The organism is Nonomuraea dietziae, assembly GCF_014195505.1.
GTDB lineage: Bacteria > Actinomycetota > Actinomycetes > Streptosporangiales > Streptosporangiaceae > Nonomuraea > Nonomuraea roseola.
Genome location: NZ_JACIBV010000001.1, coordinates 4,486,697 through 4,504,653, shown reverse-complemented (window position 1 = coordinate 4,504,653; position 17,957 = coordinate 4,486,697). Strand labels below are relative to the sequence as shown.

General features: G+C 69.6%; 16 protein-coding genes. 11 read left to right on the top strand and 5 right to left on the bottom strand.

Annotated features, from left to right (window positions below; genetic code table 11):
- The first annotated feature begins 98 nt into the window (after positions 1-98).
- Both FHR33_RS21225 and FHR33_RS21220 read left to right on the top strand, forming a co-directional pair.
- Positions 99-1,622: a glycoside hydrolase family 10-like protein gene (locus FHR33_RS21225; RefSeq protein ID WP_183650514.1), complete on the top strand. Its 1,524-nt coding sequence runs from the start codon at positions 99-101 to the stop codon at positions 1,620-1,622.
- 6 nt (positions 1,623-1,628) lie between these two features.
- Positions 1,629-2,792 carry an anhydro-N-acetylmuramic acid kinase gene (locus FHR33_RS21220; RefSeq protein ID WP_183650511.1) on the top strand — a complete coding sequence of 388 codons (1,164 nt, stop codon included), beginning with the start codon at positions 1,629-1,631 and terminating at the stop codon, positions 2,790-2,792.
- Here the strand turns inward: FHR33_RS21220 and FHR33_RS21215 are convergent.
- Positions 2,713-3,354, bottom strand: coding sequence for an FHA domain-containing protein (locus tag FHR33_RS21215; protein ID WP_183650508.1), 642 nt, complete (start codon positions 3,352-3,354; stop codon positions 2,713-2,715). The genes FHR33_RS21220 and FHR33_RS21215 overlap by 80 nt on opposite strands.
- Positions 3,355-3,535: 181 nt before the next feature.
- Here FHR33_RS21215 and FHR33_RS21210 point away from each other — a divergent pair, with 181 nt between their 5' ends.
- The 3 genes from FHR33_RS21210 to FHR33_RS21200 are packed head-to-tail and all read left to right on the top strand — an operon-like array spanning position 3,536 to position 6,216.
- Positions 3,536-4,657, top strand: coding sequence for a citrate/2-methylcitrate synthase (locus FHR33_RS21210; RefSeq protein WP_183650505.1), 1,122 nt, complete (start codon positions 3,536-3,538; stop codon positions 4,655-4,657).
- On the top strand, positions 4,654-4,947 hold the full coding sequence (locus FHR33_RS21205) for a DUF3017 domain-containing protein (RefSeq protein WP_183650502.1): 294 nt from the start codon (positions 4,654-4,656) through the stop codon (positions 4,945-4,947). Before FHR33_RS21210 ends, FHR33_RS21205 begins: the two co-directional genes overlap by 4 nt.
- Positions 4,948-4,998: 51 nt before the next feature.
- Positions 4,999-6,216 (top strand): NADP-dependent isocitrate dehydrogenase, encoded by a 1,218-nt coding sequence (locus tag FHR33_RS21200; protein WP_183650500.1) that lies wholly within the window; start codon positions 4,999-5,001, stop codon positions 6,214-6,216.
- 82 nt (positions 6,217-6,298) lie between these two features.
- Here the strand turns inward: FHR33_RS21200 and FHR33_RS21195 are convergent, their stop codons facing one another.
- Positions 6,299-7,222, bottom strand: a complete 924-nt coding sequence (locus tag FHR33_RS21195; RefSeq protein WP_183650498.1) for an RNA polymerase sigma-70 factor — start codon at positions 7,220-7,222, stop codon at positions 6,299-6,301.
- A gap of 350 nt (positions 7,223-7,572) precedes the next feature.
- On the opposite strand from FHR33_RS21195, the gene FHR33_RS21190 reads away from it, so the two are divergent.
- Both FHR33_RS21190 and FHR33_RS21185 read left to right on the top strand, forming a co-directional pair.
- Positions 7,573-8,424 (top strand): SDR family NAD(P)-dependent oxidoreductase, encoded by an 852-nt coding sequence (locus FHR33_RS21190; RefSeq protein ID WP_183650497.1) that lies wholly within the window; start codon positions 7,573-7,575, stop codon positions 8,422-8,424.
- A gap of 283 nt (positions 8,425-8,707) precedes the next feature.
- Positions 8,708-9,739 (top strand): polysaccharide deacetylase family protein, encoded by a 1,032-nt coding sequence (locus FHR33_RS21185; protein WP_183650496.1) that lies wholly within the window; start codon positions 8,708-8,710, stop codon positions 9,737-9,739.
- 17 nt (positions 9,740-9,756) lie between these two features.
- Here FHR33_RS21185 and FHR33_RS21180 read toward each other — a convergent pair whose 3' ends face one another.
- Positions 9,757-10,887 carry a saccharopine dehydrogenase family protein gene (locus FHR33_RS21180; protein ID WP_221241959.1) on the bottom strand — a complete coding sequence of 377 codons (1,131 nt, stop codon included), beginning with the start codon at positions 10,885-10,887 and terminating at the stop codon, positions 9,757-9,759.
- Between the two features lie 217 nt (positions 10,888-11,104).
- Here FHR33_RS21180 and FHR33_RS21175 point away from each other — a divergent pair, with 217 nt between their 5' ends.
- The 3 genes from FHR33_RS21175 to FHR33_RS21165 all read left to right on the top strand — a co-directional run bounded on the left by FHR33_RS21175 (position 11,105) and on the right by FHR33_RS21165 (position 15,310).
- On the top strand, positions 11,105-13,222 hold the full coding sequence (locus tag FHR33_RS21175; protein WP_183650491.1) for a serine/threonine-protein kinase: 2,118 nt from the start codon (positions 11,105-11,107) through the stop codon (positions 13,220-13,222).
- 55 nt (positions 13,223-13,277) lie between these two features.
- On the top strand, positions 13,278-14,252 hold the full coding sequence (locus FHR33_RS21170; protein WP_183650489.1) for a malate dehydrogenase: 975 nt from the start codon (positions 13,278-13,280) through the stop codon (positions 14,250-14,252).
- Between the two features lie 242 nt (positions 14,253-14,494).
- Positions 14,495-15,310, top strand: a complete 816-nt coding sequence (locus tag FHR33_RS21165) for a COG1361 family protein (protein WP_183650486.1) — start codon at positions 14,495-14,497, stop codon at positions 15,308-15,310.
- A gap of 101 nt (positions 15,311-15,411) precedes the next feature.
- Here the strand turns inward: FHR33_RS21165 and FHR33_RS21160 are convergent, their stop codons facing one another.
- Together FHR33_RS21160 and galE are read right to left on the bottom strand one after the other, a co-directional pair.
- Positions 15,412-15,555 carry a hypothetical protein gene (locus FHR33_RS21160; protein WP_183650483.1) on the bottom strand — a complete coding sequence of 48 codons (144 nt, stop codon included), beginning with the start codon at positions 15,553-15,555 and terminating at the stop codon, positions 15,412-15,414.
- A gap of 26 nt (positions 15,556-15,581) precedes the next feature.
- On the bottom strand, positions 15,582-16,541 hold the full coding sequence (gene galE / locus FHR33_RS21155) for a UDP-glucose 4-epimerase GalE (protein WP_183650481.1): 960 nt from the start codon (positions 16,539-16,541) through the stop codon (positions 15,582-15,584).
- A 105-nt stretch (positions 16,542-16,646) separates the two neighbouring features.
- Here galE and FHR33_RS21150 point away from each other — a divergent pair, with 105 nt between their 5' ends.
- A complete protein-coding gene (locus FHR33_RS21150) occupies positions 16,647-17,957 on the top strand; it encodes a hemolysin family protein (protein ID WP_246452028.1) in 1,311 nt (436 codons plus the stop codon).

Genomic DNA, 17,957 nt, shown 5'->3' with positions numbered 1-17,957 from the left:
CTCATGGCGGCATTTTCCTTCATGATTATTGATCTGAAGGTAATTTTCTGCCATCGTCGCCCTCGAACACAACCACCTCCCCCCGAGAGGCGCCCCCCATGCCCACGAGAAGGACCGTCCTGAAGGGTCTCGCTCTCGCCGCGGCCGCTTCGGTCGTCCCGCTGCCCGCCTTCGCCGAGCCCGACTACGTGCCGCCGCTGCGACAGATGCGCGGCATGTGGATCGCCTCCGTCGTCAACATCAACTGGCCGTCGAAGCCGGGGCTGAGCGCCGAGCAGCAGAAGGCGGAGTACCTGGCGTGGCTCGACCTGGCGGTCTCGCGCAAGCTCAACTCGGTGTTCGTGCAGATCAGGCCGACGGCTGACGCCTTCTGGCCGTCGCCGTACGAGCCGTGGTCGCAGTATCTGACCGGCGTGCAGGGGCAGGACCCCGGTTACGACCCGCTCGGTTTCGCCGTGGAGGAGACGCACAAGCGGGGGCTCACCTTCCACGCGTGGTTCAACCCCTACCGGGTCTCCATGCAGGCCGACCCCTCCAAGCTGCACCCCTCCCACCCGGGCAGGCAGCACCCCGAGTGGATCCTGCCCTTCGGCGGCAAGCTCTACTACAACCCGGGCATCCCGGAGGTCCGGAAGTTCTGCCAGGACGCGATGCTCGACGCGCTGACCCGCTACGACATCGACGGCCTGCACTTCGACGACTACTTCTACCCGACGAACACCACCGCCTTCGACGACGCGGCCACCTTCGCCACGTACGGCGCGGGCTTCCCCGACCTGGCCACGTGGCGCAGGAACAATGTCGACCTGATGGTCTCGGAGATGCAGCAGCGGGTGCGCGAGGCCAAGCCCGAGGTGGCGTGGGGCATCAGCCCCTCCGGCATCTGGCGCAACAAGGCCAGCGACCCCCTCGGCTCGGAGACCAACGGCGGCCAGTCCTACGACAACCTGCACGCCGACACCCGCGGCTGGGTCAAGAAGGGCTGGCTCGACTACATCGCGCCCCAGCTCTACTGGTACATCGGCCAGCCGCCCGCCGACTACTCCAAGCTCGTCCCGTGGTGGTCGAACGTGGCCGACGGCACCGGCACGATGCTCTGGATCGGCCAGGCCGCCTACAAGGCGGGCGACCCCGCGCAGGCGCCGCAGTGGCAGGACCCCGCCGAGCTGTCCAAGCACCTGACCCTCAACAGGTCGCACCCGCAGATCGGCGGCGACATCTGGTACAACGCCAACGACCTGCGCGCCGACCGCCTCGGCTCGATCAGCACCGCGGTGCGCGACCACTACCAGCGGCCCGCTCTCCCGCCCCTGCTGCCCAGGCTGGCCGACGGCGAGAAGCCCCATCGGCCGGTGATCGCCCACGTGCGCAGGGTCCAGGGCGGTGTGGAACTGCACCTGGTCGCGACGGGCAGGCACGAGCCCTTCCTGTTCGCGATCTTCAGGTCCGCCGACGAGATCGACGCCTTCGACGACGCCCGTCATCTCGTGGCGGTCGTCCCCGGCGACAGGCTCGTGCGCTGGACCGACGCCGAGGGTAAGAAGGGTGACCACTACTACGCCGTGGCGGTCGACAGGGTCAGCAGGACCAGCCGCCCCAGCCGCGGACGACAGGTCAGGTAGGTCCGTATGCGGGTTCTCGGCCTCATGTCAGGCACCTCCCACGACGGCATCGACAGCGCGATCGTCGACTGGTCGATGGAGGACGGCACGCTCACCGGAGTGATCACCCACACCGGCGAGAGGCCGTACCCGGCCGAGCTGAGAGCCCGCGTCAAGGCCGCACTCCCGCCGGCGACGGTGTCGATGGGCGAGGTGTGCGCGCTCGACACGCTCATCGGCCAGGCCTTCGCCGAGGCGGCGCTCTCGGCGGGCCCGGCCGACCTGGTCTGCTCGCATGGCCAGACCCTCTTCCACTGGGTCTCCGACGGACGGGTGCACGGCACGCTGCAGCTCGGCCAGCCCGCCTGGATCGCCGAGCGGACCGGCCTGCCCGTGGTGTCGGACCTGCGCGTGCGCGACGTGGCGGCAGGAGGGCAGGGCGCGCCCCTCGTCTCCTACCTCGACCAGCTCCTCATCAAGGGACTGCGGGGCAGGGGCGGGGCGCTCAACCTGGGCGGCATCGCGAACCTCACCACGCCGGAGATCGCCTACGACACCGGCCCCGCGTGCGCGCTGATCGACGCGGCGGCCCCGCCGTACGACAGGGACGGCGCGCTGGCGGAGGCGGGCACGGTCGACGAGCGGCTGCTCGCCGAGCTGCTGGCCGAGCCGTACTACCGGCAGGACCCGCCCAAGACCACGGGCAAGGAGCTGTTCACCCCCGGCTACGTCACCTCGGACCTGCCGCAGGCCGACCTCGTGGCGACGCTGACCGCGCTGACCGCCAGGACGGTCACCGCCGAGATCGACAGGCACGCGCTCGACACCGTCATCGTGTCGGGCGGCGGCGTGCGCAACCCGGCGCTGATGCGGATGCTCGCCGCCATGACGAAGGCGCGGCTGGTGCCGAGCGACGCCCTCGGCATCCCTTCGGACGCCAAGGAGGCCATCGCCTTCTCCCTGTTCGGCTGGCTGACCGCGCACGGTCTCGCGGCCACGGTGCCGAGCTGCACGGGCGCGTCGGGCCCGCGCGTGCTCGGCACCATCACTCCGGGATCCGGACCACTCAGGCTGCCGGAACCCCTCGCCGAAGCACCGGTCGCCGTTCGGGTCAGGAGGCTCGGCGACCCGCGGGCTGGCTCTCCTGGGACGTTCCAGAACGCTGGGGCGGCACCACCGGCGTCGGCCTGACCAGCCCGAGCGCCACCACCTCGTTGGCCAGCCGCGTGCGGCGGTTGGTGCCCTCAGGGATTCTGAACTTCTGGTAAAGCCTGAGCAGGTGCTGTTTCACCGCGGCCTCGGTCACCACCAGGTCGTCGGCGATCTCGCGCGCCGTGGCGGGGGCGACGAACGCCTCGTCCGACAGGGCCGGCCTGCACAGCGACGTGAGCACGTCGACCTCTCGCCTGGTCAGCTCGGGCGCGGCAGCCCTGCGGAGCTCGACCTCCGGTGTGAAGTCCTCTCGCGGCACTCCTCCGATGCGCCCGCGCGCCGCGCCGAAGGAGACGACGTCGCCGTCGTCAAGGACCCTCCGGGCGATCGGCCTCCCGTTCACCCGCGTGCCGTTGCGGGACAGGCCCAGATCAACGACATACAGGTACGGCCCGCGCCGTACGAACTCAGCGTGGAGCCGAGACACGCTTGGATCGGTCAGCCGGATGTCGACGCCCCGGCCCCTCCCCACGGTCGTGATCTCGGGACGCAACGGGACCACCTCGCCAGTGTCCTCGATGCGTATGAAGGGCCCCTCCACGGCAGTTCCTCCCCAGGTAGCCCGCCGTTACTGTAACTACAGCTCCGGCTTACCCAAACGAAGGGATGCGGAATCGCCTTTGCCATAAGGAGAATCCGGCGTGAAATTGGTCTGGACCTCTGCGGACGGTTTTACCTGCTCACGGGTAGACTTCGGACGAAGATAAGCGGAGGAAACACACATGGCGGACAAGCCCACAAAAGGCCTGGCCGATGTCGTAGCCGCGTCCACAGCGCTGAGTGACATCGACGGCAAGGCCGGTCGCCTCTTCTACCGTGGATACGACATCCATGACCTGGCGGGCCGCGCGACGTTCGAAGAGACCGCCTACCTGTTGCAGCGGGGAAAGCTGCCCACCCGTGACGAGCTGGCCGCCTACGGCGCCGAGCTCGTCAGGGGTCGCGAGCTGGGCGCTCTGGTCTCGGCCAACATCTCCGAGGTGGCCGAGAAGCAGAAACCGATGGAGGCGCTGCGCACGCTCGTCTCCCTCGCCAGCGCCGACGACCCCGACCGCGACTCCATCGAGGCCGAGGCCGACCTGCGCAAGGCCGCCCGCCTGACCGCCCAGCAGCCGCTCCTTGTCGCGCGCTACCACGCCGCGCGCTCGGGCGGGAGCCTTCCCGACCCCGATCCCGACCTGAGCATCGCGGGCAACTTCCTGCTGCAGGTCACGGGGGAGCGGCCCACCGCGCGCCAGGTAGAGATCTTCGACGCCTGCCTGGTCCTGCACGCCGACCACACGATGAACGCCTCCACGTTCGCCGCCCGCGTCTGCGCCGCGACCCTCTCGGACATGCACTCGGCCATCGTCGCCGCGATCGGCACCCTGAAGGGCCCGCTGCACGGCGGCGCGAACGAGCAGGTCATGAAGACGCTGGAGTCGCTCGACCCGTCCCAGGTGGCCCAGTCGGTGCGCGACAAGCTGGCGGCGGGCGAGAAGATCATGGGCTTCGGCCACCGCGTGTACAAGACCGAGGACCCCCGCGCCACGCACCTGCGCAAGATGTCCGAGGAGCTGGCCGCCGGGTCGGGCGACGACACGTACTACCGGATGTCGAAGGAGATGGAGGAGGTCGTCTTCGAGACCAAGAGCCTCTATCCCAACGTCGACTTCTACGCCGCCACCGTCTACCACTACCTTGGCATCCCGACCGACCTGTTCACGCCGGTCTTCTCGATCAGCCGCATGTCCGGATGGACCGCGCACGTGATCGAGCAGCACGCGGACAACCGTTTGATCCGGCCGGACAGCGAGTACATCGGAGAGCGTGAACAGAAGTGGAAGCCTATTGACGAGCGATGAACCGAACCGCTGAGCGTTGGGGGCCGTACCCGCTGGTGATGGCGGGTGCGGTTCTTGGCGTGCTCGCGATCTTCCTGGTCGACGCCGAGTGGGGCGGGTTCGCGCTGGGAGCGGTGCTCCTGGTGGCGGCCGCCGTTCGTTTCGCAGGGTACGGCGGGGCGCTTGCCGTACGCACGAAGAACGTTGACGCTCCCACGGTGGCGGTGCTCGGAGCGGCGCTGGTCGTCACCGCGCTCTTCCTCGAGTACCCCGACCTGAAGGCGCAACTCCTGGCCCTTTTCGGCCGGTGACCACGCCTCAGATAACCTCAACCCATATTTTCACGAAGGGGAACCATACGCATGCCCAAGATCAAGGTAGAGGGCCCCGTCGTCGAGCTTGACGGCGACGAGATGACCCGGATCATCTGGCAGTTCATCAAGGACCAGTTGATCCTTCCCTACCTCGACGTCGATCTGAAGTACTACGACCTCGGCATCGAGCACCGTGACGCCACCGATGACCAGGTCACCATCGACGCCGCCAACGCCATCAAGAAGTACGGGGTGGGCGTCAAGTGCGCGACCATCACTCCCGACGAGGCCAGGGTGGAGGAGTTCGGCCTCAAGAAGATGTGGAAGTCTCCGAACGGGACCATCCGTAACATCCTCGGCGGTGTCATCTTCCGCGAGCCGATCATCATGTCGAACGTGCCGCGCCTGGTGCCGGGCTGGACCAAGCCGATCGTCGTCGGCCGTCACGCCTTCGGCGACCAGTACCGCGCCACCGACCTGAAGATCCCCGGCGAGGGCACCCTCACCCTCACCTACACGCCGAAGGACGGCTCCGAGCCGATCGAGATCGACGTGTACGACTTCCCCGGCCCCGGCATCGCCATGGCGATGTACAACCTGGACGAGTCGATCCGCGACTTCGCCCGCGCGTCCATGCGCTACGGCCTCAACCGCGGCTACCCCGTCTACCTGTCCACGAAGAACACGATCCTGAAGGCCTACGACGGCCGCTTCAAGGACATCTTCGCCGAGGTCTTCGAGACCGAGTTCAAGGCCGACTTCGACGCCGCCGGGCTCACCTACGAGCACCGCCTCATCGACGACATGGTCGCCGCGGCCATGAAGTGGGAGGGCGGCTACGTCTGGGCGGCCAAGAACTACGACGGCGACGTCCAGTCCGACACCGTCGCGCAGGGCTTCGGCTCGCTCGGCCTCATGACCTCCGTCCTCATGACCCCCGACGGCCAGACCGTCGAGGCCGAGGCCGCTCACGGCACGGTGACCCGTCACTACCGTGAGCACCAGAAGGGCAACCCCACCTCCACGAACCCGATCGCGTCGATCTTCGCGTGGACCCGTGGCCTGCAGCACCGCGGCAAGCTCGACAACACCCCCGCGGTGATCGACTTCGCCGAGAAGCTGGAGGAGGTCTGCGTCGAGACCGTCGAGAGCGGTCAGATGACCAAGGACCTGGCCCTGCTGGTCGGCGGCGACGCCAAGTGGCTCACCACCCAGGACTTCCTGGCGGCGCTGGACGAGAACCTCAAGAAGAAGATGTCTCTCTAGTCGAACACGGCCCCTACCCGCGGTCTCTCCGCGAGGTAGGGGCCGTTTCGCATGTCCGAGGCCGTCTCAGGGCCTCTTGCGGTCAGTTCGCGGACCGGCGGGCCTCGGTCACCTCGCGGAGGGTCGCCCAGGCGTCCCCCACCGGGCCCAGGTGGCCGAGCTTGTCGGGGTTGTTCACCGTGCGGATCGTCTGGATCCGCCCGTCGAGGATGTCGAGCGCCCAGGTGTTGAGGACCCTGCCGTCGCGGTCGCGGAAGATCCCGCCCGGCTGGCCGTTCACCTCGTGCAGCTCCATCATGCCGCCGGTTTTGGCGAGCATCGGGATGAACGCGGCGAGCATCCGGGTCACCTTCTCGAGGCCGATGACGGGGTGGGCCAGCTGCGGGGCCTTTCCGCCGCTGTCGCCGACCATGTGCACGTCGGCGGCCAGCAGTTCCTGCAGCCCGTCGACGTCCCCTTCCCTCATGGCGTCGAAGAAGCGCACGGCGAGTCTGTCGCGCTCGCGCCGGTCGGCCTCGAAGCGGGGCCTGCCCTCGTCCATGTGGCGGCGCGCCTGCACCGCGAGCTGGCGGCAGGCCGCCTCCGACCGCTCCACCGCCGAGGCGATGTCCCGGAAGCTGAAGGCGAACACCTCCCGCAGCACGAAGACCGCCCGCTCCAGCGGGCTGAGCCGCTCGAGCAGCAACAGGGCCGCCATCGACACCGAGTCGGCCAGCTCCGCCGACCGCTCAGGATCCTCGTAAGGGTCGGCCAGCAGCGGCTCGGGAAACCACGGGCCGACATACTCCTCCCGCCGGACGCGGGCCGAGCGCAGCACGTCGATCGAGATCCGGGACACCGTGGCCGACAGGAACGCCTTGGCGGACCTGGGCTCGGCGGGGGAGCCCTCGTAGCGCAGCCAGGTCTCCTGGACCGCGTCCTCTGCCTCGCTCACGCTGCCCAGGATCCGGTAGGCGATCGAGAACAGCAGCGGGCGCAGCTCCTGGAACTCCTCGGTGCGGGTCACGCCGGCTCCTCCTTGAACCCCTGCAGCCACGAAAGGTGGCGCGGCTGCCGGCCGAGCTTCCGCTCGACCCTGACGTTGGACAATCCACGCCTTCCGGTCATCCCTATCATTGCCGCTTCCCCGGCGGGCAGCCCGGCCGGCGCCTGAGGACCCGCATCGGCGTGTCTCCACCACCCGAGACGAGACAGACCAGCCGTCCGTGACATCGACGGCCATGCCAGGAACGCGGGGGAGACACAGGTCACACTCGGCGGGGCTCACATCTTCGCCGGGCTGTCTCGTCTAGGGGGTGTGTCAGCCGAACACGGCGACGAGGGAAACCGCCACCGCAGAAAGAACGGGAAGACATCATGAGCAAGGTGTGGTTCATCACCGGTTCGTCCCGCGGCCTCGGCCGTAACTTCGTCGAGGCCGCCCTGTCCCGCGGCGACCAGGTGGCCGCGACCGCCAGGAACGCCCGAAGCCTCGACGACCTGGTCGCCGCCCATGGCGACGCGGTGCTCCCGCTGGAGATGGACGTGACCGACAAGGCCGCCGTCTTCGACAGCGTCAAGCGGGCCAAGGAACACTTCGGCCGTCTCGACGTCGTCGTGAACAACGCCGGCTACGCCCAGATCGGCGCGATCGAGGAGCTGACCGAGCAGCAACTGCGCGACCAGATGGAGACCAACCTGTTCGGCGCGGTGTGGGTGATCCAGGCCGCGCTGCCCCACCTGCGCGAGCAGGGCGCGGGACACATCATCCAGCTGTCCTCGGCGGCCGGCCTCTTCTCGATGCCGCTCGGCGGCGCCTACCACGCCTCCAAGTGGGCCCTGGAAGGCCTGAACGACGCCCTCGCCCAAGAGGTCGCCGACTTCGGCATCAAGGTGACCGTCATCGAGCCAGGCGGCTTCGCCACCAGGTCCGGCAAGAACCCCGATGTACTCAACAACGGCCACCTGGCCGAGACCAACCCGATCTACGACGGCCTCCGTCAGCGCCTCGCGGGGTTCGCGGGCAAGCAGCCCGCCGGCGACCCGGTCGCCGCGGCCCAGGCGCTGCTCAAGATCGTCGACTCCGACAACCCGCCCCTGCGGGTGCTCTTCGGGCTGGGCTTCTACCCGATGCTCCAGCAGGTCTACGCCGACCGGCTCAAGACCTGGGCCGACTGGCAGGACCTTTCGGCCGAGGCCCACGGCAACCTCGATCAAGAAGATCGGTGACCCCCGGTCCGAGCTTCTCGAGCCCTGAGCCTCGTCGCTCCTCCCTGCGCGATGCGCGCCCCCGGCCGTGGCTTGGGCTCCCCCTGCTCGTGGTCGTGAGTGCGTGAGCTGTACCGGCCGGCGCCGGCCGTACGGCTCATGACCGTCTTGCCTTCCCCGAGGGCCGTCCAAGGGCGGCCCTTTCGCATGTCATGAGAGCCTGACGGATTTCATACCGACGCAAGAGCCGTTCACATGGTGTATCGGGGTAAGAGCACTCCGTAGTCGATCTCCGGGGGTTCTCATGCGGGTGCTAGGTGCAGGGTTGGTAGTGATCGGCGCGTTGGCCGCCGGTTGTGGCGGTGCGGGGACCGACACCACGGTCGCCAAGCCGAAGGTGGACACCGCGGCGGCGACGCGGCAGGCCAAGGCCGCCAAGGTGGCGGCGGCGGCCAAGGTGAAGGCCAACGAGCTCGGCCAGATCCCCGTGATCATGTTCCACCGGGTGGTCGACAAGCCCACCACCCAGGACGACCGCACCCCCGCGCAGTTCAGGGCCGATCTCGAACGCCTGGCCAAGGACGGGTACGTGCCCGTCAGCGCCGCCGAGTACACCACCGGCAAGATCGACATTCCGGCGGGCAAGCACGCCGTCGTCCTGACCTTCGACGACTCCTCGCCCTCGCAGCTCACGCTGGACGAGCTCGGCCAGCCCAAGCAGGGCACCGCCGTCCAGATCCTGCAGGACGTCGCCAAGCGCAACCCCGGATTCCGTGCCGCGGCCACCTTCTACGTGACCGGCGACATGTTCGGCAAGACCGCGCCCGAGGAGCAGGCGCAGATGATGCTGTGGCTGAAGCAGAACGGCTTCGACATCGGCAATCACACCCGCGACCACCACAGCCTGTCGGGCAAGCCGCAGAAGGCTGTGGCCGACGAGATCGCGGCGGGCCAGAAGCTGGTCACGGAGCTCGACGGCGCGCCGCCCGTCACGCTCGCCCTGCCGTACGGCAACCAGCCGCGCAAGAAGGACTGGGCCCGCAGCGGCAAGAGCGGCGACGTCGCCTACAACCACGCGGGAGTCTTCCTCGCCGGGTACACGCCGGCGCCCGCGCCGTTCAACAAGAACTTCGACCCGCTCGGCATCCCGAGGATCAGGGCCATGGACAAGAAGGGTGACTGCGCGCAGTTCTGCTCGACGGCGTGGCTCGACTGGCTGAACCAGAACGCCGACCAGCGCTACACCTCCGACGGCGATCCCACGACGGTCGCCTACCCCAAGTTCAAGGCGCCCTTCCTGCGCAAGGACTTCGCCGCGCGGGCCCTGCCGTACTAGAGGCGGGCCATCCGGGTTCAGGCCCGGAGGGTGGTGAAGGAGATGCCCGCGCGGTGGAGGCGGTCGATGAGCGGTCTGCCCATGGCGACGGCGGTCGTGAGCTGCCCCGCGACCTCGGGCACGTCGTCGAAGGCCAGGCAGAGCGCCGACTCGGCGAGCATCTTGGCCGTCTCGCCGTAGCCGGGGTCTCCACCCGAGACCTCGGTGACCACCCGCGCGCCGCCTCCCTCTCCGAGGAAGGTCACCTTGAACCAGCTCCTGGCGCGCTGCTCGGCCATCGGACCCTCGCCCGCGTCGATCCTGCCGATCAGCCAGTCGCGGGCAGGGGGGATCTGGGCGAGTACGGCCAGCGCGCCCGCCCCCGCGGCCAGTGCCAACGCGGTGGACAGCCGCCTGACCGCGAAGTGCTGGCGGTAGGCGAAGTCGGGCCCGTAGCGATCGAGCGCGCGGGCCGAGCGGGCGACGATCTGGTGGTCGATGGTGGGCATGGGCAGCGCCCATCCGCCGACGTAGCGCAGCCCGCCCGGCAGGGAGCTGACCCTGCGGTCCTTCGGGCGGATCTCGGCCGACCGGCGCTGCGTGCCCGCCTCGGCCATCTGCCTGACCCTGGACATCGCCGTCACCGCGGAGTGGACGGTGCCCCCCGAGGCCCTGCCGTTGCTCCTGACGAAGCCGCTGACCTTGAGCGGGACGCCGCTGGGCAGCTGGTCGACGGTGTGGAGGACCCCGAGGTCGTAGGGGATGGAGTCGAAGCCGCACGCGTGCACGATCTTGGCGCCGGTGCTCCTGGCCATGCCGTCGTAGCGGACGAACATCCTGTCGACGAACTCGGGCTCGCCCGTCAGGTCGACGTAGTGCGTGCCGGCCCGCGCGCACGCCTTGACGAGCGGCTCGCCGTACCTGATGTAGGGGCCGACGGTGGTGGCGACCACGCGCGCCTGCTCGGCGAGGGCGGCGAGGGAGGCGGGGTCGTTGACGTCGGCGTGCAGGAGGGGGACGTCGTGGCCGAGCGCCTCCAGCTTGGCGCGGTCGCGCCCGGCCAGCGCCCACCGGCAACCGGGCGGCACGGCTTCGGCGAGATACTCCGCGGTGAGCGCGCCGGTGAACCCGCTCGCTCCGAACAGCACGATGTCGTACATGCGCTCCAGAATGTCATTCTGTGACTCTCGTGACGAGAGCCGCGCGGCACGCGTGCCGATTGACGCGGGCGATGACTCCGAGGCCTACGAGGTGTGATGAAACGCCTTTGCCGTGGGGCTGTGTCGTGACCAACTGTGACGTCACGAACGGTTAACGGTTCCCTGGGAGGTTCCTGAGCGTCGTAAAGTTTGCGTCGTCAGGCAGAAGCCAACGTGGGGATGACGCATGCCGCAGATCGCGCCGTTGATGGCGGGCGACCCCAGCCAGCTGGGCTCGTTCACGCTGTCCGGGCGCATCGGGGAGGGCGGTCAGGGGATCGTCTACCTCGGGACCAACAGCCAGGGGGAGCGTGCGGCGATCAAGCTGCTGCACGTGAAGTTCAGCGGCGACACGATCGCCAGGTCACGCTTCGCGAGGGAGCTCAAGGCCGCCGAGCGGGTGGCCTCGTTCTGCACGGCCCGCGTGGTCGAGGCCGATCTCGAGGGCAACACGCCGTACATCGCCAGCGAGTACATCGACGGCCTCTCGCTCAGGGACGTCGTCGAGAGCGACGGGCCGCTGTCGGGGCAGGCGCTCGAGCGGCTGGCGATCGGCACCGCGACCGCGTTGACCGCGATCCACCAGGCCTCGATCGTCCACCGCGACTTCAAGCCCGACAACGTGCTCATCGCGGCCGACGGGCCGAGGGTGGTCGACTTCGGCATCGCGCGGATCATCGACTCCACGGGCACGATCACCAGCAGGGCCATCGGCACGCCCGCCTACATGGCGCCCGAGCAGATCGCGGGCGACGACATCGGGCCCTACACCGACGTGTTCGCCTGGGGGGCGACGATCGCCTACGCGGCGACGGGTGTGACGGTCTTCGAGGGCAACTCGATCGCGGTGGTGCTCAACCGCATCCTCAACCACGAGGTCGACGTCAGCGCGCTGCCCGAGCCGCTGCGCGGGGTGGCCGCCGCCGCGCTGGCCAAGGACCCCCGAGAGCGGCCCTCGGCCGACGAGATCCTGCTGCGCCTGCTCGGTCACCCGGCCCGTACGGCGAGCGCCTCCACGGCCGTCCTCAGCGAGGGCGTGAAGATCGCCAGCGACGACACCACGCCGATGACGCGCCTCCCCGCGACCGCGGCTCAGCCGTCCGGGGCGCATGCGCCGACGGGCCCGCCCGCCCAGCGCCCCGCCCAGGCGCTGCGGCCCGTGCCCAACCAGCACGCGCCGGCCGGCCCGCACCCGGCAGCCAACCAGCACGCGCCGGCCGGCCCGCACCCGGCTGCCAACCAGCACGCGCCGGCCGGCCCGCACCCGGCTGCCCACCCGCACCCGGCGTCCGGTCAGCACGCCGTGCCCAGCCGGCACTCCATGCCCGACCAGTACCCGGCGTCCGGCGGGCAGCCGGGGCCCGTGCAGCAGCCCATGAGCGAGCAGCGGTACCTGAGCCAGCCGCCGACCGCCGTCCCCCCTGCCAGGCGCCGCAGACCCGTGACGCCGTGGGTGGCGCTGATCCTCGCCCTGCTGCTGGTCGCCGCGCTCGCGGTGGCAGCCGTGCAGTACGGCTGGCCGATCGCGCTGGGCAGCCAGCGCAGCCCCGACCCGACGCCCATCGGCGACTCGGTCGCCGACAGGGCGGCGGCCACCGGCAAGATCACGATCGGGGTCAGGGGCGACGTCCCCGGCGTCGGCTACGAGATGGCCGACGGGTCGTTCTCCGGCTTCGACATCGACGTGGCCAAGCGCGTGGCCAAGGCGCTCGGCGTCGAGGAGCGCGGCATCACCTTCGTGGTCCTGCCCAGGGACGAAAGGGCCGACGCGCTGGCCGACGGGCGGGTCGACCTCGTGGTGGCGACCTACTCCATCGACGACAGCGACCTGCTGTTCGCGGGGCCGTACATCGTGGCCCATCAGGCGGTGCTCGTGCGCGACGGCGACAGCAAGATCCTCAAGCCCGCCGACCTCAAGGGCCGCAAGCTGTGCGACCAGCGCAGCACCGCTGTCGGCAAGGTGCAGAAGATGGTCGACATGGTCACCGTCACCGCGGAGAACTACGCCGACTGCATCAGGCTGCTCGCCGCGGGCAAGGTCGACGCGGTCTCGGGCGACGACCTGCTGCTGGCGGGGTTCGCCAACAGGGAGAACGCCCGCTACCGGATCCTGCGCGCCACGCTGAGCGACGAGCGCTACGCCGTCGGCATCAAGCAGGGCGACGTGCGCACCTGTGAGGCCGTCAAGGGCGCGATCTCCGAGCTCATCACGAACAATGTGATCGGCCAGCTCGTCGCCACCCATTTCAGCAATGTCGACTTCAGGGCGGACCTGAGGGTACCCGTGATGGAACCCTGTGGATGACGAGCGAGTAACATCCAGACGTCACGATTCGATTCTTCTGAGTTAGGGGAAGGCCATGGCCGCGCCCGTCAAGGTAACCGTCACCGGAGCCGCCGGACAGATCGGTTATGCCCTGCTGTTCCGCATCGCCTCGGGCCAGCTGCTGGGCGCCGACGTCCCGGTCAAGCTGAGCCTGCTGGAGATCCCGCAGGCGGTGAAGGCGGCCGAGGGCACCGCGATGGAGCTCGACGACTGCGCCTTCCCGCTGCTGTCCGGCATCGAGATCACCGACGACCCCAACGTCGCCTTCGCGGGCGCGAACGTCGCCCTGCTGGTCGGCGCCATGCCGCGCAAGGCCGGCATGGAGCGCGGCGACCTGCTCGGCGCCAACGGCGGCATCTTCGGCCCCCAGGGCAAGGCGATCAACGACCACGCCGCCGACGACATCAGGGTCCTGGTGGTCGGCAACCCGGCCAACACCAACGCGCTCATCGCCCAGCAGAACGCGCCCGACGTCCCGGCCGAGCGCTTCACCGCCATGACCCGCCTCGACCACAACCGCGCGCTGTCGCAGCTGGCCGCCAAGCTCCAGGTGCCGGTCACCGAGATCAGGAACATGACCATCTGGGGCAACCACTCGGCCACCCAGTACCCTGACCTGTTCCACGCCGAGGTCGGCGGGAAGGTCGCCGCCGAGCAGGTCGACCCCGAGTGGCTGCGCGAGACCTTCATCCCGACCGTCGCCAAGCGCGGCGCCGCGATCATCGAGGCCCGTGGCGCCTCCTCGGCCGCCTCCGCGGCGAACGCGGCCATCGACCACGTCCACGACTGGGTCAACGGCACCGACTGGACCTCCGCGGCGATCCCGTCCGACGGCTCGTACGGCGTGCCCGAGGGCATCATCTCCTCCTTCCCCGTCCGTTCGGTCGGCGGCAGGTGGGAGATCATCCAGGGCCTGGAGATCGACGCGTTCTCCCGCGAGCGCATCGACGCCTCGGTGGCCGAGCTGATCGAGGAGCGCGACGCGGTGCGCGAGCTCGGTCTGATCTGACTCACTCTCCTACGGCGAAGGCGGGGCCCATGACCGGGCCCCGCCTTCGTGCGTTGAGCGCGGCCGGAGAGCCCGCAAGCCTCGCCCGGGTACGTCGAGGACGTCCCGCTGGGCCCCGACGTCGTCCAGGGGCCGCCACGAAGATCGCCCGGTTCGGGACCGTGCGTGTCGGTGGAGCTGTTTGCCCAGGTCAGGACGGAAGAATGGGCGGCCGGAACCGAGGCTACGGGGGACTGGTGGGCATGGGACGCGTACCGGCGAGGGTACTCGCCGGCATGGTCGGTGTGGCGGTGCTGGCAGGCCAGGCAGCAGCGCGAGCCGACGAGGAATGGGGCAGGGCCGACCTGTCCGTGACGGTGTCGGCCAGCCCGTCCGTCGCCCAGCCAGGACAGCTGATCACCTACAGGGTCCAGGTGCGCAACGACGGCCCCGGCGACGCCGTGCTTCCCGTGCTGAGGGTGAACGTGCCCCCGGAGGTGGACGTCTTGGGCGTCGACGTGGCGACGTGCCGCCCTGGCCGTACGGTCAGCGAGGTGATCTGCCCCTCGGAGACGGACGTGATCGTGGGAGCGAACGGAGGGGTGACGATCCACGGGATCGTCAGGTCGGGCGCGCGAGGTCCGCTGCGCCTGACCGCGCACATCTCCTCCGCGGTCGAGGACGGCGACCCGCTGGACAACGACGTGACGCTCGGCACGCGCGTGGACCCGGGAGCGGATCTGGGAGTGCGGCTCACGAGCGGTCCCAAGCGGGGACGGCGCCTGTCCATGGCGGCCACGGTCCGCAACCGCGGCCCTCGGGCGGTGCGCGACGCCCAGGTCTCCTTCACGACGGGCGGCGCGCGGATGGTGGCGGCCGAGGGCGCGAGATGCGGCGGTGGCGCGGGTCAGGTGGTGTGCGCGCTGGACCGCGTGGCGTCGGGGCGGAAGGTGCGCTTCACCCTCGCCTTCCGCGCTCCGCGCAGGCCGCTGGAGACCACGGCCGTCGTGCGCTCGTCACGGCTGGGCGACCGCCGTCCCGCCGACAACCAGGCCAGGATGCGCATCGCCGTGCGCTGACGGAACAGGACGACGCTGACGGTGACGAACAGTCCGCGGCCGAGGCGCGCAGGAGGGGGCGAGAGACCTGCCAGGGCCCGCGTCAGGGCAGGAGCACGCTTTCAGCTGGCTTTGGGCGCGCACGTGGGCGCCTGCCTGGTCGCCGAGGTGGGCTCCGTCGTGGCGAACACCACCCCGGCGGCGGTCAGGCTGCAGCCGAGCACGATCGCGAGAGCGAACAGCACCTTCTGTGAAAAGGTCCTCACATTTCGCTATCTCAGCATATTTTGGCTCATCGGGTGAGCGCATTCCAGGCATCCGCCACGATGTCCCGGATCGAGGCGCGCTCGGCCTTCCAGCCCAGCTCCTGCTGGATCTTGTCGGAGGAGGCGACCAGCACGGCGGGGTCGCCCGCGCGGCGGGGACCGACCACCGCGGGGACGGGATGCCCGGTGACCTCACGGCAGACCTCGATCACCTCCTGGACGGAGAAGCCGGTGCCGCTCCCCAGGTTGTAGATCTTGTGCTCGCCCTGGGCGCAGGCGGACAGCGCGAGCAGGTGCGCCCTGGCGAGGTCGGCGACGTGGATGTAGTCACGCACGCAGGTGCCGTCGGCCGTCGGGTAGTCGGTGCCGAAGACGCTGACCGACTCGCGCTCGCCGGTGGCGACCTTGAGGACGTTGGGGATGAGGTGCGTCTCGACGGTGTGGCGCTCGCGGAGGACGCGGCCGTCGGCGGCGGTGTAGGCGCCCGCGACGTTGAAGTAGCGCAGGCTCACCGCGCCGAGGCCGTGCAGCCCGGCGTAGGCGGTCAGCGCGGTGTCGACCGCGAGCTTGGAGGCGCCGTAGGGGTTGGTCGGGCGGGTCGGGTCGCTCTCCAGGATGGGCGAGCGCTCGGGCTCGCCGTACGTCGCGGCGGTGGAGGAGAAGACGATGCGCGACACGCCGTGCGAGCGCATGGCGTCCAGCAGCGCCAGCGTGCCGCCGAGGTTGTGCGCCCAGTAGAGCCCCGGCTTCTCCACCGACTCGCCGACCAGCGACTTGGCCGCGAAGTGGAGGACGCCCTCCACGCCGTCGAGCGCGTCGCCGACGTCGGTGATGGACCTGTGCACGAACCGGGCGCCGGCGGGCACGGCGTCGGCGTGCCCGGTGGACAGGTCGTCAAGGACGGTCACCTCGTGCCCCGCCTCGACGAGTTGCGCGGCGACGACGCTGCCGATGTACCCGGCGCCTCCCGTGACGAGAAGCTTCATGTTCACCTCTGTTTGTTCATGTTTGATTTTGTACGGCTTCAGCATACTCGGCCTGACTGGTTGGAGCCGGGTACGCTGGCAGATCACTACGTCGAAAGCACTTCGTTGAACAGCGTTGCGGCCAATAGCGCCATCGTCCTGCTCTTCATCCTGATCGGCGGCTTCTTCGCGGCGGCGGAGATGGCCCTGGTCTCCCTGCGGGAGAGCCAGATCCGAAAGCTCGAACAGCGAGGACGCAGGGGCGCCAGGGTCGCGAAGCTGGCCCAGGACCCCAATCGTTTCCTGTCGGCCGTGCAGATCGGCGTCACGGTGGCCACCATGCTGTCGGCCGCCTTCGGCGCCGACAGGCTGGCCGGCGAGCTCGAACCTACCCTCGTGAGCTGGGGGCTACCCCGAGGACTCGCCCAGCCCGTCGCGCTGGTCCTGGTGACACTGGCCATCTCCTACCTGTCGCTGGTGCTCGGCGAGCTCGCGCCCAAACGCCTGGCCAGGCAGCGGGCCGAGGGGCTGTCCCTGGTCGTCGCGCCCTTCCTTGACCGGTTGGCCAGTCTGTCCAGGCCCGTCATCTGGGCCCTGTCGAAGTCCACCGACGGCGTCGTCAAGCTGCTCGGCGGCAACCCCCACGCCGACAGGGAGGAGATGACGACCGAGGAGCTGCGCGACATGGTCGTCGGCCACACCGACCTGACGGCCGACGAACGGCACCTCATCGCCGAGGTGTTCTCCGCCGGCAAGCGCCAGCTGCGCGAGGTGATGCTGCCCCGCACCGAGGTGGAGTTCATGGAGGCCGACACGCCGCTGGCCGAGGCCGCCGTGCTGGCCGCGACGCTGCCGCACTCCCGCTTTCCCGTCTACCGCGGCTCCTACGACGAGATCGCGGGCTTCGTCCACGTCAGGGACCTGCTCGACCCCGTGCTCACCGGGCAGATCGAGCCGATCAGCCGGCTCGTGCCCATCCGTCCGGTCAAGTTCGTTCCCGCCTCCAAGCGCCTGCTCACCACGCTGTCGGAGATGCGCGACGAGGGACACCACCTGGCCATCGTCGTCGACGAGTACGGCGGCACCGCGGGGATCGTCACCCTGGAGGACCTGGTCGAGGAGCTGATCGGCGACATCAGGGACGAGTACGACATCGAGGAGCCGCCCGTCCCGCTGCCCGCGGGCGAGGTCGAGCTCGACGGCCTGACCAACCTCAACGACTTCGCCGCCCAGACCGGCATCAATTTGCCCAACGGCCCCTACGAGACGCTGGGCGGCTTCGTGCTGGCTGGCCTCGGGCACCTGGCCGCCGTCGGGGAGAAGGTCGAGATCCCCGGCTTCGACCTGACCGTCACCGAGCTCGACGGGCGCAGGATCTCCAGAGTGAGAGTGAAACGCCGGACGCTGATCGAGTCGCCGCCTGAGCCGGATTCCTGA

Excerpts from the sequence above, each read along its gene's own strand:
- FHR33_RS21225 (WP_183650514.1), top strand. The coding sequence starts at position 99 with ATGCCCACGAGAAGGACCGTCCTGAAGGGTCTCGCTCTCGCCGCGGCC.
- FHR33_RS21220 (WP_183650511.1), top strand. The coding sequence starts at position 1,629 with ATGCGGGTTCTCGGCCTCATGTCAGGCACCTCCCACGACGGCATCGAC.
- FHR33_RS21210 (WP_183650505.1), top strand. The coding sequence starts at position 3,536 with ATGGCGGACAAGCCCACAAAAGGCCTGGCCGATGTCGTAGCCGCGTCC.
- FHR33_RS21205 (WP_183650502.1), top strand. The coding sequence starts at position 4,654 with ATGAACCGAACCGCTGAGCGTTGGGGGCCGTACCCGCTGGTGATGGCG.
- FHR33_RS21200 (WP_183650500.1), top strand. The coding sequence starts at position 4,999 with ATGCCCAAGATCAAGGTAGAGGGCCCCGTCGTCGAGCTTGACGGCGAC.
- FHR33_RS21190 (WP_183650497.1), top strand. The coding sequence starts at position 7,573 with ATGAGCAAGGTGTGGTTCATCACCGGTTCGTCCCGCGGCCTCGGCCGT.
- FHR33_RS21185 (WP_183650496.1), top strand. The coding sequence starts at position 8,708 with ATGCGGGTGCTAGGTGCAGGGTTGGTAGTGATCGGCGCGTTGGCCGCC.
- FHR33_RS21175 (WP_183650491.1), top strand. The coding sequence starts at position 11,105 with ATGCCGCAGATCGCGCCGTTGATGGCGGGCGACCCCAGCCAGCTGGGC.
- FHR33_RS21170 (WP_183650489.1), top strand. The coding sequence starts at position 13,278 with ATGGCCGCGCCCGTCAAGGTAACCGTCACCGGAGCCGCCGGACAGATC.
- FHR33_RS21165 (WP_183650486.1), top strand. The coding sequence starts at position 14,495 with ATGGGACGCGTACCGGCGAGGGTACTCGCCGGCATGGTCGGTGTGGCG.
- galE (WP_183650481.1), bottom strand. The coding sequence starts at position 16,541 with ATGAAGCTTCTCGTCACGGGAGGCGCCGGGTACATCGGCAGCGTCGTC.